Origin of the sequence: Brochothrix thermosphacta DSM 20171 = FSL F6-1036, from assembly GCF_036884295.1 — a bacterium.
GTDB lineage: Bacteria > Bacillota > Bacilli > Lactobacillales > Listeriaceae > Brochothrix > Brochothrix thermosphacta.
Genome location: NZ_CP145608.1, coordinates 1530188 through 1543848, shown reverse-complemented (window position 1 = coordinate 1543848; position 13661 = coordinate 1530188). Strand labels below are relative to the sequence as shown.

15 protein-coding genes are annotated in these 13661 nt (G+C 30.6%); 11 read left to right on the top strand and 4 right to left on the bottom strand.

Annotation, left to right across the window (positions count from 1 at the left end; translation table 11 throughout):
* The first annotated feature begins 233 nt into the window (after window positions 1-233).
* The 8 genes from V6S17_RS07785 to V6S17_RS07750 all read left to right on the top strand — a co-directional run bounded on the left by V6S17_RS07785 (window position 234) and on the right by V6S17_RS07750 (window position 8020).
* Window positions 234-875 (top strand): hypothetical protein, encoded by a 642-nt coding sequence (locus V6S17_RS07785; protein ID WP_141690184.1) that lies wholly within the window; start codon window positions 234-236, stop codon window positions 873-875.
* Between the two features lie 37 nt (window positions 876-912).
* Complete coding sequence (locus V6S17_RS07780) at window positions 913-1293, top strand: hypothetical protein (protein WP_029092109.1); 381 nt, start codon at window positions 913-915, stop codon at window positions 1291-1293.
* A gap of 198 nt (window positions 1294-1491) precedes the next feature.
* Window positions 1492-2031, top strand: a complete 540-nt coding sequence (locus V6S17_RS07775; protein ID WP_036027580.1) for a hypothetical protein — start codon at window positions 1492-1494, stop codon at window positions 2029-2031.
* 361 nt (window positions 2032-2392) lie between these two features.
* Window positions 2393-3892 (top strand): helix-turn-helix domain-containing protein, encoded by a 1500-nt coding sequence (locus tag V6S17_RS07770; RefSeq protein ID WP_029092107.1) that lies wholly within the window; start codon window positions 2393-2395, stop codon window positions 3890-3892.
* Window positions 3893-4489: 597 nt separating this feature from the next.
* Window positions 4490-5935, top strand: a complete 1446-nt coding sequence (locus V6S17_RS07765; protein ID WP_029092106.1) for a helix-turn-helix domain containing protein — start codon at window positions 4490-4492, stop codon at window positions 5933-5935.
* A gap of 457 nt (window positions 5936-6392) precedes the next feature.
* On the top strand, window positions 6393-6563 hold the full coding sequence (locus V6S17_RS07760; RefSeq protein ID WP_154657745.1) for a hypothetical protein: 171 nt from the start codon (window positions 6393-6395) through the stop codon (window positions 6561-6563).
* 209 nt (window positions 6564-6772) lie between these two features.
* Window positions 6773-7354, top strand: coding sequence for a VanZ family protein (locus tag V6S17_RS07755; RefSeq protein ID WP_051536001.1), 582 nt, complete (start codon window positions 6773-6775; stop codon window positions 7352-7354).
* A 138-nt stretch (window positions 7355-7492) separates the two neighbouring features.
* Window positions 7493-8020 (top strand): HdeD family acid-resistance protein, encoded by a 528-nt coding sequence (locus V6S17_RS07750; RefSeq protein WP_029092105.1) that lies wholly within the window; start codon window positions 7493-7495, stop codon window positions 8018-8020.
* A gap of 88 nt (window positions 8021-8108) precedes the next feature.
* Here the strand turns inward: V6S17_RS07750 and V6S17_RS07745 are convergent, their stop codons facing one another.
* From V6S17_RS07745 to V6S17_RS07730, 4 genes are all read right to left on the bottom strand, one after another.
* A complete protein-coding gene (locus tag V6S17_RS07745) occupies window positions 8109-9512 on the bottom strand; it encodes a Sau3AI family type II restriction endonuclease (protein WP_036027578.1) in 1404 nt (467 codons plus the stop codon).
* A 109-nt stretch (window positions 9513-9621) separates the two neighbouring features.
* Window positions 9622-10836 carry a DNA (cytosine-5-)-methyltransferase gene (gene dcm, locus V6S17_RS07740; RefSeq protein WP_181280364.1) on the bottom strand — a complete coding sequence of 405 codons (1215 nt, stop codon included), beginning with the start codon at window positions 10834-10836 and terminating at the stop codon, window positions 9622-9624.
* Window positions 10837-10929: 93 nt separating this feature from the next.
* A complete protein-coding gene (locus tag V6S17_RS07735) occupies window positions 10930-11100 on the bottom strand; it encodes a hypothetical protein (RefSeq protein ID WP_154657744.1) in 171 nt (56 codons plus the stop codon).
* Between the two features lie 84 nt (window positions 11101-11184).
* On the bottom strand, window positions 11185-11535 hold the full coding sequence (locus V6S17_RS07730) for a BglII/BstYI family type II restriction endonuclease (protein ID WP_141229141.1): 351 nt from the start codon (window positions 11533-11535) through the stop codon (window positions 11185-11187).
* A gap of 110 nt (window positions 11536-11645) precedes the next feature.
* Here V6S17_RS07730 and V6S17_RS07725 point away from each other — a divergent pair, with 110 nt between their 5' ends.
* The 3 genes from V6S17_RS07725 (at window position 11646) to V6S17_RS07715 (ending at window position 13661) form a co-directional block, all read left to right on the top strand.
* Window positions 11646-12107, top strand: coding sequence for a DUF3427 domain-containing protein (locus V6S17_RS07725; protein WP_080712956.1), 462 nt, complete (start codon window positions 11646-11648; stop codon window positions 12105-12107).
* A 180-nt stretch (window positions 12108-12287) separates the two neighbouring features.
* Window positions 12288-12812, top strand: a complete 525-nt coding sequence (locus V6S17_RS07720) for an HdeD family acid-resistance protein (protein ID WP_029092101.1) — start codon at window positions 12288-12290, stop codon at window positions 12810-12812.
* Window positions 12813-12920: 108 nt separating this feature from the next.
* The gene (locus V6S17_RS07715) at window positions 12921-13661 is read left to right on the top strand and encodes a hypothetical protein (protein ID WP_051536000.1); all 741 of its coding nucleotides are present in this window, start codon (window positions 12921-12923) and stop codon (window positions 13659-13661) included.

Below are 13661 nucleotides of genomic sequence, written 5' to 3'. Positions count from 1 at the left end.
TAATTTCCGGTATTAGTACCGATACTATGTTGCTCTTTTGTTATAGGTATTTGACTAGTTTTGAATGATAGTATTACCTAGTATGCTTTTTTTTTAAAAAATTTCAAGACTAGGAAAAAACCAAAAATTGATTATATAATGCAACTTTTGATTGTTAAACTTAATTTAGTTGTTCGGAGTTATATATATAGAACACTGATGATTTTAATCTAAAAAAAAGAAAAGAGGAATGAATGATGAAAAAAGCAGTGAAGTTAAGTGCAGCATTATTGGCAGGAACAATGGTTATTGGAGCAGGGACACCAGTCTTTGCAGCTGGAAACGGAGAAACAACTATTAACAAGGATGGCACTCAAACTATTAGTGGGGGAACTCAAGCTTCAATCGAAACAAAAGGTCAATTAGGTGAAATTGATAATACGAACCCCGGTGAAGTTATTCCAGAGGGCAGTGATAAATGGATCAATGTAACATTACCGACAGCTGTTGTATTTAATACAAAAGCAGATGATGCGACTGTCGTTGAATCACCAACTAATTATAAAGTAACGAACAATTCAGGTCGTGGTGTGCGTGTTACTTTAACTGAGTTTGTACCTAAAGGTGACGGACATAATGCAGCATTAAATGTCCTAAATATGAAAGTAGGCAGCACAGTAGTACCATTGATTGAAAATTCAAAAGTTAATGGAACAATAAATACTAAGTTAGCAGACTTGGATGCAGTTAAGGGTAAAACGACATCATTCACATATGGTTTTACAGGAAAATCAACAGGAAGTAAGGATCAAAAAATCAAAGTTGCATATGATATGAAATTAAAATTTGAAAGTATTGGTACAAACGGACAGGTAGGACCTGGTGAGACAAAGTAATAAACAATGAATAGTCGAAAGGAGATGGTGGCAACTCATGAAATTTTGGAAAATACCACTGATGATTTCATTGATCATAAGTATGTTTGCATTAACCATCCCAGTAGAGGCAAGCATTAATCAGTCTATCAGAATAAACGGTGTAATTGGTAATGGTGACAAAGAAAATAGCACTCAACCTGATGTTGGCGCCGTTCACCCTGGTCACAATGAGAATAGTCAGACTGGTGATAGTGGAAAAAATCAGTCTAATACAAATGATAAAGTTCAAACTGTGAAAACAATTTTAAAACACACAGATACTGTTCTTCCAAAAACAGGAGTTGTCCTATCATTTTTCGGTTCTCTCTTGGGGATACTGATTGTTATTTTTGCTATGACTATAATACAGAGAAATCAGCGACTTCAGAAACTTTAATTGGGCAAAAAAACAATCTAAAAACTATCCTATCAAAGGCCGTAAGATAATCTATGGCCTTTGATAGGTTATCTTTATTTGTAAAAGATAGTATGTTTACGGAATATAATCTTGGAAAATATTTTTATAGATAACGAAACAAAGTATCTGTTAGCAAGTTTACTTGCTAACAAGGCTAAAACACAGTAAGGAGAAAAAATGATAGTAAAAAATGATGATAAAACGCCTAGTGAAACCAACAGACGAAAAAAGTTGAAAATGATAATTCTGATTGTCATATTTTTATTATTGGCAGGTGGCATTACGATGTGTAAAATTATGACCCGTGATAAAGGTGTTGAAATTGAAGCGGGAGACTTCTTGCCGGCAGGAAAAGATGCGACAAAAGCAGAAAAGAAAAAAGCAGCCGCAGCGAAGGTTGATGCGTCTAATTTTACTCTAAGCGTCTATCCAGAAGCTGTTTTTCCAAAAGGTGCTAAAGAAAAAGGGACATTACATGTGCGTAATGATGAAACAAATGCTTATCCAATCAATGTGAAAATCAGAGTGGATAACACGAATCAAGTGGTCTATGAATCAGGTGCAATCCAACCAGGTTACGAAATTTACAATGTGCCGCTTGATGTAACTCTCGAAACAGGTGAGTATAAAGCAACAGCAGAAGTTGATATTTATGATGCTAAAAGCAAAGAAAAACAAGGAAGTGCACAAGCAGCATTAGTTTTGACAATCAAATGATGGTACTTAAGAACTGACGTTTCAAGACATATAATAGTATGAAATGGTGAATCTTATAGTAACCTTTTTTCACAAACATGGTTTTTGTAACGCTTTCAAGTAGTGGGTGACTAAGTTATACTAGCAAGAATAAGAAATGGTTCTTGCTTCTTGTTGCGCAGAATATAATGACTATTTTAACTTGCTTATGGAAATAACTAAATTAATCTATAAACAATTTTTGAATGTAAAAGTCAATTTCCTAGTTGATTAGTGCTCTTAATATTTTGATATTAAAAGAAAATATTCAAAGCATTAGCGATGGCAGAATGTTTGATTTTAAAAATAGGAACTTAATCTGATGTTTTAAGGGGAGCGATAAATGAAAAATGTACTAGAAAATCATCTAGCTCGAAAGTTACTTTTGATTGAGGAACTTTATAATAAGAAAAAATACCTTCAACTCGATGAAGCTGCTGAGTTATTGTGTTGCTCAAAAAACACTTTATCAAAAGATATAATGGAAATTAATAAAAAATTTTATGTGATTGAGTATGAGAAAACAAAAGGCCTTTCTTTTAATAAAAATAAAGGTGTGAATTTCAATTATCTATATGGTTATCTATTAACTGAATCTACCTCTGTTCAATTATTAAAACAAATTATAATTGAAGAACCGACGATAACAGACATCGCTTACGATATTTTTATATCTGAGTCTAAAGTTAGAAAATTAATTGGTAAATGGAATGAGTATTTAAAAGGCCGAAACTTTTCTTTCAAAATAATCATTGATAAGAATAAATTAATACTTGCTGGAAATGAGACAGATATAAGACTTTTTTGCCACTATATGTTCTTTGGATTAAATTATACGGATATTTATGATCAAACGACCTCTGATTCGCTGTTATATCGATTATATAAGGAAAATATAAAAAAACAGTACAGTAGTAAGTGTAACATCGGGGATTATGAATTAACAAAAGCCTATTATTTTATGATTACAGCTCTATATCGTATTAAAAATGGTCACTATGACAATGTTTTTGAGGACTATCATCCATTTAAGGTAAGCTTTAGCTCAACCTTATATCGTAATTTAGAAACTAAAATAACACAGGTATTTAATGTGGAAGTTGATACTAAGCTAGTTAACCAAATTATTCATCATTCGTATTTTAAAGAGTATAATCAAGAATTGGCTCCAATTAAGTTGGAGGTAAAAGAAAAATATGAGCGTTTTGTTCAGAATATTATCGATTGTATTCCAAACCTCATTTTGACTGAGGAAACGACACGGAAAATCAAAGAAAGTTTACTACTAATATTACTTCATTCACCACAAATTAAGTATTTTTTAGTTGATCATAATATTAATGTTTACAACGTACATTTTAAACAGTATCGTAATTTTTTTATGATTATTAACGATTTAGCAGAACAAGAAGGTAATATCTTTAAGTCAGAAGAAATTAGAAGAGCTTTTTTTATTAAACTAGTTTACACTTTAAATGCTGAAATATGTATTGCTAAATATACTTTAACGAGACCTTGTATTGCAATCTATTCCTTTGGAACAGCTGACGTTAAAAAAGCGTTAAAAAGTTTAATTCAAATGTTTTTTGGTGAGAGAATAGGTATCTTAATCACTGATAATTTGGAAGGGAAAACAGAAGAAGCAGATTTGATTATTACAAATTATTTATTGCCCACATCATATGAAGATAAAACGATTTACTTCCCGGAAAATGTTACGTTAGAGTGGTTATTTAGTTTGGATGAAGAATTGAAAAAATTCAAATATAAATATCATGGTGTATTTGGTTATAAAAAAGAACAGTTTGAAAGTACAGAACCATTAAAATGGTTGGAACATTGATAATAAGATATGTTTTGCAAAAAAAGCTTGGAAATATAGTATATGGCTCTATTTTCATTTGCAAAAAGTAGATATAATACTATACATGCAAGAGGATAAAAAAATGCTTTCTAGTTTCATAACATAAAAAAATTCGAATGATTTTATATCGTGTGAAAACTGACAAATTTGCCAGTTTAATTTATTAAAGGACTCTTTCTTAATAGTGTTGTTATTCAAAAATCAGTGAAATAAGTTCTGATTTATGCTGCTGCACTTTGTGCAGCTTTTTTTTAAGTATTATATGTTAAAAGTTAGGAAATTCGAAATGACTATAAGTACCATTAAGATAGTTTTTTTATCAAAAATCACACTTTAGCGTAGACTCGTTAAATGGTTCTAATTACAATTATAACGGTGATAATTGTTCTATGTAAAAATGAGTAAAAGTTATTTTCATATAAATCATACTAAAGTGTTTAATTGAATTTTTTTCTATCAAACTGAAAAAAATAAGTAAGACCAACCAAATAAAATCAGATTAATGTCACATAAAAAGGCAAATACACCTAAAGATGTTTATAAAAAAATGATTTAATAGCATAAAGGGAGAGAATAGTGAAAAATATATTAGAAAATCACCTTGCACGAAAATTGATATTAATAGAGCTGCTTTATAATAAGAAAAAATACATTCAGATCGAGGATGCAATAGAAATATTAGACTGTTCTAAAAATACTTTATTGAAGGACATTTTGGAAATTAATAATTATTTCTATATAATAGAATTCGAAAAGAATAAAGGCTTTTTTTTTAACAAAGAAAGAGGAATCAATTTCAATTTTATTTATTGTAAATTATTAACTGAGTCAATGTCAGTACAACTCTTATTTAATATATTGACAGGTGAAGTGACAATAACTGATATTTCTCATGACATGTTTGTGTCTGAATCTAAAGTTAGAAAAATTGTAAGTAGATGGAATTGTTATATAAATAGTCGTAATTTTTCTTTTGAAATATCGGTTGAAAAAAACAAATTAATATTGGAAGGTAATGAAACAGAAATTAGGTTGTTTTGCCATTATATGTTGTTAGAATTAAATTATTCTAATATATTTGAACCTGAAACTTCCGATTCGCAATTATATTCAGTATTTAAAGCAAACGTTTTAGCACAATATGAAAATGTTATTCCTTTAGATGAATATGAATTAAGGAAAATGTACTATTTTATGTTAACATCTTTGTATCGCATAAAAAATGGGCATACAGACAATAATCGAACGTATAAAAAAATGGATTTGAAGACTGATTCTAATATGTTTCGTGAATTAAACAGGCTAGTGATTGGCGAATTCAACTTAGAATTAAATGAACAGTTAATGAATCAAATCATTCATCACTCGTTCTTGAATGGTATATATCAAAATTTGTCAACTTCACAAATAGAAAAAAAGCGTAAATATGAACATTTTATTGATACTATACTCGATTATTTTCCTAAATCGACGATTACTAGTGAAAAGAGGGAAAAAATTTCGAAAAAACTAGCTTTAATTTTACTTTATTCTAGAAACGTGTTGTATTTTTTGATTGATCACAACGATGATGTGTATAAATACCATGTTCAGCAATACCATGAATTTTTCAATGTCATCAATACAATCGCTGATAACGATAAAATATATTTTACATCTAAGGAAAATAAACAATTTTTCCTTATTCAACTTGTCTATACTTTAAATTCTGAATTAGGTATGGTGAAGTATACAATGTCACAACCGACTGTTGCAATATATGCATTTGCTACATTAGAAGAAAAAAACGGCTTAAGGAATGTAGTGAAGATGTTTTTTGGGGATAGAATTAAAGTGTTGGTCATAGCAGATTTAGATGATAAGTCAACGGATATTGTCATAACAAATTATGTATTACCGAGCAAAAGCGAGGGGATAATGATCCATTATCCGGGAAAAGTGACCTTAGATTGGTTATACGATTTAGCAGGTAAATTGGAGATAATCGAACGTAAATATCACAATGTTTTTTCAGTAATATAGAAAATAATTAATTAAACAAAGTTTAAATTTCTTTTTTTAATTAACTTCTGTTTATTTTTGGAAAATAATAACAAATAAACAGAAGTCTAACATGTTATCATTAAATTGTCATAAGGTTGGAAGCCATACAAAAGTGCCGACAGCAATGCATTTAACAGCATTAATGAGGAATTTGTATAACAACTTCATAGCTTTTGACTCTATTAGATATTGCCGTTGAAGATATGGATGACATATTGCCAAGGAATATTTAATTTACCAATTGGTTATTTAAATAATCAGTTGGTTTTTTTGTCTGCTTTTTTATCCACGAAAAATTAAATTTATGGATAAGTAGTTTTTTTAATGAAATACGCAACAATAGGTGATGATTATTAGTAAATTAAATAAGCCTACACATTTTAAATGCAAACCGTTTATAATGAAAGAGAGATATAAAATTGATAAGGAGGTTCTTATGAAAAAAATATCGTTACTATTAAAAATCATCATTACAATTGTTGGTTTAAGTGTTATCATTACGCAAGCGTCACTGACCTCAATGCTTAGTATTAGTTTCTATATTCTTATTTTTATTTTCTTTATGTTGGACCTGTTTGTTTTTAGAAAAACACGAACAAAGTCATAAATAACGAGACGATTAATAAATGACAAACAAGGAAATTAAGATAGTTGTTTTTAAATTTTTGTGAACTGCAGTTACAATATAAAATGAAGTATAGCGCGATTAAACGTTATACTTTTTTTATTTTGACTAATCGAATTAGAGAGTGACTTTCGAATTTTATAATGCTATGCTTACTATTAGTTTTGAAATAATGATAGGAGGTTGGCTTATTGAATAAACGTTTATTGTTAGTATTCATTACCGTATTTATTGGTTTGTTTTTTATTATGTTATGGCTATACGGTCATCTACTATTTGATCGATTATTATCCTATGTACCACAAGAGTATATGTGGGTAATTGAAAGCGAAGTTTTTTCCTTGCTATTTTTAATACTGACAGCCTTATATATCACATTGCTTTGTTATCAAATTTATCAAAAAAAGCTATCTAAAGTCTTTTTTTATGTAAGTATGACACTCTATTTTCCGCTGTTGATTTTCCTGCTGTTTTTCAAAAGTATTGGCGTTCAAGGATATTCTTTTAATCCACTCGCTTTTATAGTTGATATTTTGGATGGGCAAGCTTTTGAGGTGTTTGCAAATATTATCTTTTTTATCCCCCTCGGAATCATACTCTCTTTATTTAAAGTAAGTTCGAAAAAAGCAGTCCTTTTCTCAGTTCTTTTTATTGTTGTAGTTGAGAGCAGTCAGTATATTTTTAAATTAGGTTTTTTCGATGTTGCAGATATAATAACAAATTTGTTGGGTATCACAATTGGATATGTATCTTTTAAGAAGATAAAGCTTTAAGGTAAATCATCTTTTTGAAAATCCTTTTTTGAAGAAAATAGTAAGTAAGAAACAGCATTATATAGCCGTACTAGCTCATTTGACCATTGCGAATTTTAATGTAAAAGAGTATCATTTCTAATATAAGGAGATGATTTTATGTCAACAGCAACAAAAGGATTTGATTGGAAAGACTTGTTAATTGGAATACTTTATATCGTCGCAGCTATCGCATTGTTCAACAGACCAGGTGCAGCACTCGGAGTACTTGTTATTTGGTTAGGTATACTAGCAATTATAAAAGGTGTTAATAATTTTATTAGATACACTAAAGTTAAAAAAGTTACTGGATTTAATGCAACGATTTTAATCATTGCAGGTGTACTTGATATCCTTATCGGATTTGTGTTGTTATTCAACTTGAATTCAGGTATCGTTGTCATCGGAGTCGTGTTTGCTTTCTGGGTAATCGTTGATTCAATTGCTCATATTTTAAATGCAGGATTCTTTAAAGCACGTAATAAAGGTATGTATTGGTTATCACTTATTTTTAATGTTTTATGCCTCGTAATCGGTATATCATTGTTATTTAACCCAATCGTATCAGCATTGACAGTACCATTAATCATTGCATTTTACTTCTTGTTACATGGAATTGAAGAAGTATTCTCAGCATTTGTTAAATAGAAATGAAACGAGCATTAAATTCTAAAGTACGAAAAAGCAGCCAGTGATGGCTGCTTTTTTTTAAGGTATAAGTTGTAAGACGATTTTTTTAATTGAATAGCGAATGAATATACTCTTTATTTAAGAACAAACATTTTTTCTTAATTAGCCGTCCATCAGGTAAGATGGTAGTTGAGTGTTGTTTAGTACCCTTTGTTCGTATATGAATATTTGGAATAAAAGCTTTCTTGGGTGTATTATCTTGCCAATATTCTCTACCGTTTTTTTCAATAATATTAATTTCAATCGTTTTATCAAGCAACATTTGTTTGAGGTGATTATATAGCTTCTCAAGATTCACTAAATCTTTATGTGACATATTCCATAGTAAAGACTTTCTGAAAAAAGTACCTTCAGCAGTTTCTTCAAATAATACAAAGAGATATTTAGTTTCAGCAAATAGCTCATTCCAGCTAGAATCCTCAAATGGCACATTTAGTATTTCTTCAAAATCAATATTAGGGAAAGACATATCTTGATTATTTGCCTTATCTTTTCTTAAGCGAATCGTTTTAAATTTGATATTGGCTTTCTGAAATTGTTCTAAGTTATTTAAATTTGTATCTTTCACATCTAATATTTTTGCAGAAAGTCTAGGTAAGAAACCTTTATCTGTATCAATGGTAGTACTTGGGAGATAGTTAAGTTGTTTAGTAACCTGTTCAATATTCATGTTCTCAAAAGGCATAAATTTATTATCTATGTATTGAGTTAATGATTCCGACTTATGTATAGAAAGTGATTCAATATAGCTAGGGTCATAAATAGAGTTGAAATAGTTTGTCATGTAGCTATTTTTGAATGAAAATGCACGTTGTTTTGCTTTAATTTCAGAAAAAGGCTGTTGTCTAAAATCTTTTCCTTTACCTGCACCTTTTGTACAAGCAGATAGATAGATTGTATCACTCTCAGAAAGTTCATGAGCTAAGCCAGCTTTAATTTTATTTGTGATGATCTCATAATCTTCTCTAATTGTAGGCCAATCTTCTAACGGAATAGTGAATTTTTGAGACTTTAAAATTTTCATATCACGAATTTCAGTGTCTAATTCATGGAGATAAAAAATAAGTAACATTTCATTTGATTTCTTAATAAGTGGACTTGTTTCAAATGGATATTTCCAATCCTCCATATAGTTAATAATGGTTAGAACTAAACGTTCTTTAGCTGCTAAAGTTATCATATTATTACGTTTAGAGGGTTTTACTTTCTTAACAGGTGTTACTTTCAATTCAATATTATGAAAATTGAAGTCTGCGCCTTTAATAGAGTTTGCGGGTACACCAAAGTAACAAGCCTGAATAGCGTTACCTAGAGCTCCTTTGTTTTTAGTATTACCTAACCAGATATTAACTTCGTCTTGATTTCCAATTTGATTGATCAGCTTGCCTTCAAGTAACAGTGAGTGTTCAAGTAATTGCTGCTCAGTAATCTCAGGTCCATATTTAAACATGTTGTTCAGCTCCTTAATCGAGTGTATAATCACTATTTAGCATACTCGTAAAGAAAAGATAGACAAGAAAAAGTGTATACTAGTTGAGGATTAGTATACACTACTGATTTCATTCATTTAACTTGACTATTTGTTTTCCAATACGTTCAATAATACCAGTAACTAAAGCGTTACCCATACAGAAGTAGCGCATGCGTTCAGACATTGAATCTGTCCAATTTGCAGGAAAACCGTTTAAAGCTTCACATTCGATTGGTGTTAGTATACGGTATCTATCATCAACCTTAATAAGGTGTGTGCTACGATTTTTAGAACCTTCACTTGTTAGCATTGTACGTCCAGGTTTTTGTAAATCATCAGTTTCAGACATGCCACCCTCAGAGAAGATATATTTATGTCCACTTGCAGCAGTTCGTTCGATTTTCTTTGCTCCTCGAAGGTAAGTGAATTTTTCAATTTCTGTTTCATTCAAATAATACTTTTCATCAACAGTTTCTGCAGGTTGGAGTATTTCACCAAGTGTTGTTGGTGTTTCACTAATTGCGATAGTATCAATAGAAGTGAATTTTCCGTTTCGCATAATACCTGTATTAAAAACACTAGAAGAAAATGACTCGGAAACTTCAACGATATCATTTGAGAGTGTACCCTCAACATGTCTTTTTTTATAAGGTTCGTTTTCAATGGGGAACTCTTTTGCAAAAATACCCGATTGATATATTAATTCTTCATCTGTAAACGATTTAAACTGATCTGCAAAAGTAATATCATTGCGGTATGCAAAAATGAAAACACGACGTCTACGCTGTGCTTGACCGTATTCAGCAGCATTGATAACTCGCCATTCGACAGAATAACCTAACTTGTTAAAAGCTGACAGCATAATTGCAAAGTCACGTCCACGTTGTGCTACTGGTGATTTTAATAAACGATCAACATTTTCGAGTAGCAAAAATTTTGGTTTGATTACTTCAGTCGCTCTCATAATTTCCCAAAAAAGAACGCCTTTTTTACCTTGAATACCCATACCACCAGATAAACTTCTAGCAACAGAATAATCTTGACAAGGAAATCCCCCAACAATCATATCAGCATTCATTTCTTTAAATCTATCATCTGAGATAGTTGAGATATCTTCATTTAAGTTAGTACTTTTAGGGAAATGATTACTGTAGCAAGTAAAAGCATCTTGTGCTTTTTTTGAAGGTTCCCATTGGTTAGCCCATAGTGTTTTAAAAACTTGTTTATTTGCCTTTTCTAAGCCGATTCGGAATCCACCAACACCAGCAAATAATTCTAGTACATTTATATTTTTATTCTTCATATGCGAACATCCTTTCGGTTATACTTGTTTATTATACTATATTTAACGTGAAAGATCAAACTAAAAATTAAAAAAGACTCAGTCAAGAGTCTTTTAATAATAAATAATTCTTCCTTTGTTTGTTCCATCAACTTTATAATCTGACGGGGCATCTAAACCAAGTATTACTAGAGGTACACTTAGTTGGTTATTCAAAGGCTTTAAATAATCAATGAACTTTTCGAATGAACCAATTGCATTATCAAAACCACCAGCTTTTTTCATTGCGTTAGTGACACAAATAATTATACCAATTTTAGTTTGGATAGCTTTTTGTTCGTGATTTAATTCGCTTGCGAGTACAGGTTTTTATAGATTCCATGCGATTGTTCCTGAATGATTGAAAGCAACTTCTATAGAAATGTTATCTTTTGCAAAATCAAGTCTCCAATTTTCACCTTGATATTCGGATATTTGAAAAATTGGACTTTCTGATTGCCATCCCCATTTTTCAAACTCTTCTTTTAGAAGGGCATTAAGTGTTATTGATAGACTTTTTTGCTTTCGGTTTTCGGAATTAGATAATTCAAATGCATTAATAATAACTTCATCAGAAATTGAAGATACTATATGTAATATCTCATTCCATGTTTCGATAAATTGACTATCTGTAGTTAGAATTGATAAAGCATACCTATGTGAATGTAATTCATAATTCATAATTCATGATTTTCAACGGCATCTTAAATTTTTATTTATAGCATTTATTTTAACGTAATAGATCACTGTTGAAAAGACAATATTTGCTAGGGTATTAAGATACATTAACAATTGGAGAAAAATATTCTCGTAAAGATGCCTGTCGTTTACTCAATTGGGATAAAGATGAGTCTGCAACTTTATATGGCTATAAACCTAAATATGGTAATTGTCCGATTTTTTTCACTTACGAAAAAGATGAATCATTGGATGCAAGTGTTGCTTATGAGGATGATTTTTTAAATGCTAAAGTGCTCAAGTGGTATACCAGAAGTAATCGATCATTAACTTCAAAAGAAGTCATCAAAATTGTCCAATCAAATGAAACAAGGATGCCAATTCATGTATTTGTCAAAAAAAGTGATGGTGAAGGCTCTGATTCTTATTATTTAGGTACAGCAAAAGTCGACAATAACACTGTTCAACAAGTTACAATGAGAGATGGTAAACCTGTGGTAGAAATGAATCTAATCCTAGATAATGAAGTTGAAAAAAGTTTGTTTCATTATTTAATGAGTTCTAGTAATACTTGACAGAATAACACAAATCGAAAAATATCCTAATTTTAATTGTAAAATTTCATGTTTTTGAAAATATTCAACGTTCTATAATAAAATGAAACTTTTCATTTTATTTATCAAATTTTATAGTAAAAACACCGTTGCAAAGTCTATCTTAAAGGAGTAGTATCATCACCATAAGGAGAGGATACTATGTCAACAGATACAAAGGGTTTTGATTGGAAAGACTTGTTAATTGGACTACTCTACATTATAGCGGCAATTGCATTGTTTGCTAGTCCAGGTATAACAATTACGGTGATTGTTATTTGGTTAGGTATCTTAGCAATTACTAGAGGTATTTTTAATTTTATTCGTTATACAAAAGTAAAGAAATTTACCGGTTTTAATGCCACGTTATTAATTATTGCAGGCGTGCTTAATATTTTAATTGGTGTTGCCTTGATTACCAATATATTATCGGGTATTATCGCGATTGGGCTTTTATTTGCATTGTGGTTTATTGTCGATTCAATTGCACAGATTTTAAACGTAGGGTTTATTAAAGCTAATAAATTTATCTATTGGTTATCGATTATTTTTAATGTTATGTGTCTTTTTATTGGGATTTCATTACTTTTTACTCCAATTACATCAGCATTAACAGTACCGTTCATTATTGCATTTTACCTGTTAATTCAAGGTATTGAAGTAGTGTTTACTACTTTCAGCAAGTAATTTCAAAACAATAGAGGGCGTCTGATCTATATCAGGTTTGCTCTCTATTTTGTTTTATCCTATAATGAGGGTGAGACGACTATACTTTAAAACAGAGGAATGAGGGCTATGTTCTATATCATCGACACCCTTTACTTTGAAACAAAAGTTGAACAAAAGCAGTACAAAGAGGCTTTTGAAAAAACGCTCCTATTAAACAGCGCTATTACTTATCGTTGGTATACTGCAACGGTCTTTTTTAAACAGTCAACAAAAACAAAATGGACGTTGTTATGCTTAATGGAGGCCAAAGATAAGCAGGCTTTTGAAAAATTACCTTTTAATGAGAATGTCACTATCAGGCGTGAAGAAATGCTGGTGCCGCTCGGTTTTTGGCTTACTAATGAGCAATTGTTTGTGAAGGCAGGATTACAAATTGTTGAACATCTAGCTGTTGAACCTGAGCATCAACAAGCGTTTAAGGACATCATGTTACAAAATAATGTGCCGGCGATGCGTTTTATTATCAATAACAAACGTTGGTGTCAGGAATTTATTGCTTTAGAGACAAAAGAAGTCTTTTACCATAATACATCTTTTCCAGAGTGGAATCATATTCATTTGCTGGGTATGAAATGGACAGGTATTTTACAGTATCGTGCTGATTTTGACGCGGCTTTGAAACGGCAAAAAGGAATTACGTTTAAAAACAATCATAAACAGCTGGAAATGATTAGACAGGTCGCCTATAAAGCAATGACCCGAGTAGAGGGGAACATAACAGCACGGATAGATTATCAAACAGAAAAAGTACCGTTTATCCTTAAGCAAGAAAGTCCAACACTAAATATAACTAAAAAAGTAGACTAA

What these genes read in the sequence shown, in the direction of transcription:
- V6S17_RS07785 (WP_141690184.1), top strand. Translation starts at nt 234, where the DNA reads ATGATGAAAAAAGCAGTGAAGTTAAGTGCAGCATTATTGGCAGGAACA.
- V6S17_RS07780 (WP_029092109.1), top strand. Translation starts at nt 913, where the DNA reads ATGAAATTTTGGAAAATACCACTGATGATTTCATTGATCATAAGTATG.
- V6S17_RS07775 (WP_036027580.1), top strand. Translation starts at nt 1,492, where the DNA reads ATGATAGTAAAAAATGATGATAAAACGCCTAGTGAAACCAACAGACGA.
- V6S17_RS07770 (WP_029092107.1), top strand. Translation starts at nt 2,393, where the DNA reads ATGAAAAATGTACTAGAAAATCATCTAGCTCGAAAGTTACTTTTGATT.
- V6S17_RS07760 (WP_154657745.1), top strand. Translation starts at nt 6,393, where the DNA reads ATGAAAAAAATATCGTTACTATTAAAAATCATCATTACAATTGTTGGT.
- V6S17_RS07750 (WP_029092105.1), top strand. Translation starts at nt 7,493, where the DNA reads ATGTCAACAGCAACAAAAGGATTTGATTGGAAAGACTTGTTAATTGGA.
- V6S17_RS07745 (WP_036027578.1), bottom strand. Translation starts at nt 9,512, where the DNA reads ATGTTTAAATATGGACCTGAGATTACTGAGCAGCAATTACTTGAACAC.
- dcm (WP_181280364.1), bottom strand. Translation starts at nt 10,836, where the DNA reads ATGAAGAATAAAAATATAAATGTACTAGAATTATTTGCTGGTGTTGGT.
- V6S17_RS07735 (WP_154657744.1), bottom strand. Translation starts at nt 11,100, where the DNA reads ATGAAAAAAGCTGGTGGTTTTGATAATGCAATTGGTTCATTCGAAAAG.
- V6S17_RS07730 (WP_141229141.1), bottom strand. Translation starts at nt 11,535, where the DNA reads ATGAATTATGAATTACATTCACATAGGTATGCTTTATCAATTCTAACT.
- V6S17_RS07720 (WP_029092101.1), top strand. Translation starts at nt 12,288, where the DNA reads ATGTCAACAGATACAAAGGGTTTTGATTGGAAAGACTTGTTAATTGGA.
- V6S17_RS07715 (WP_051536000.1), top strand. Translation starts at nt 12,921, where the DNA reads ATGTTCTATATCATCGACACCCTTTACTTTGAAACAAAAGTTGAACAA.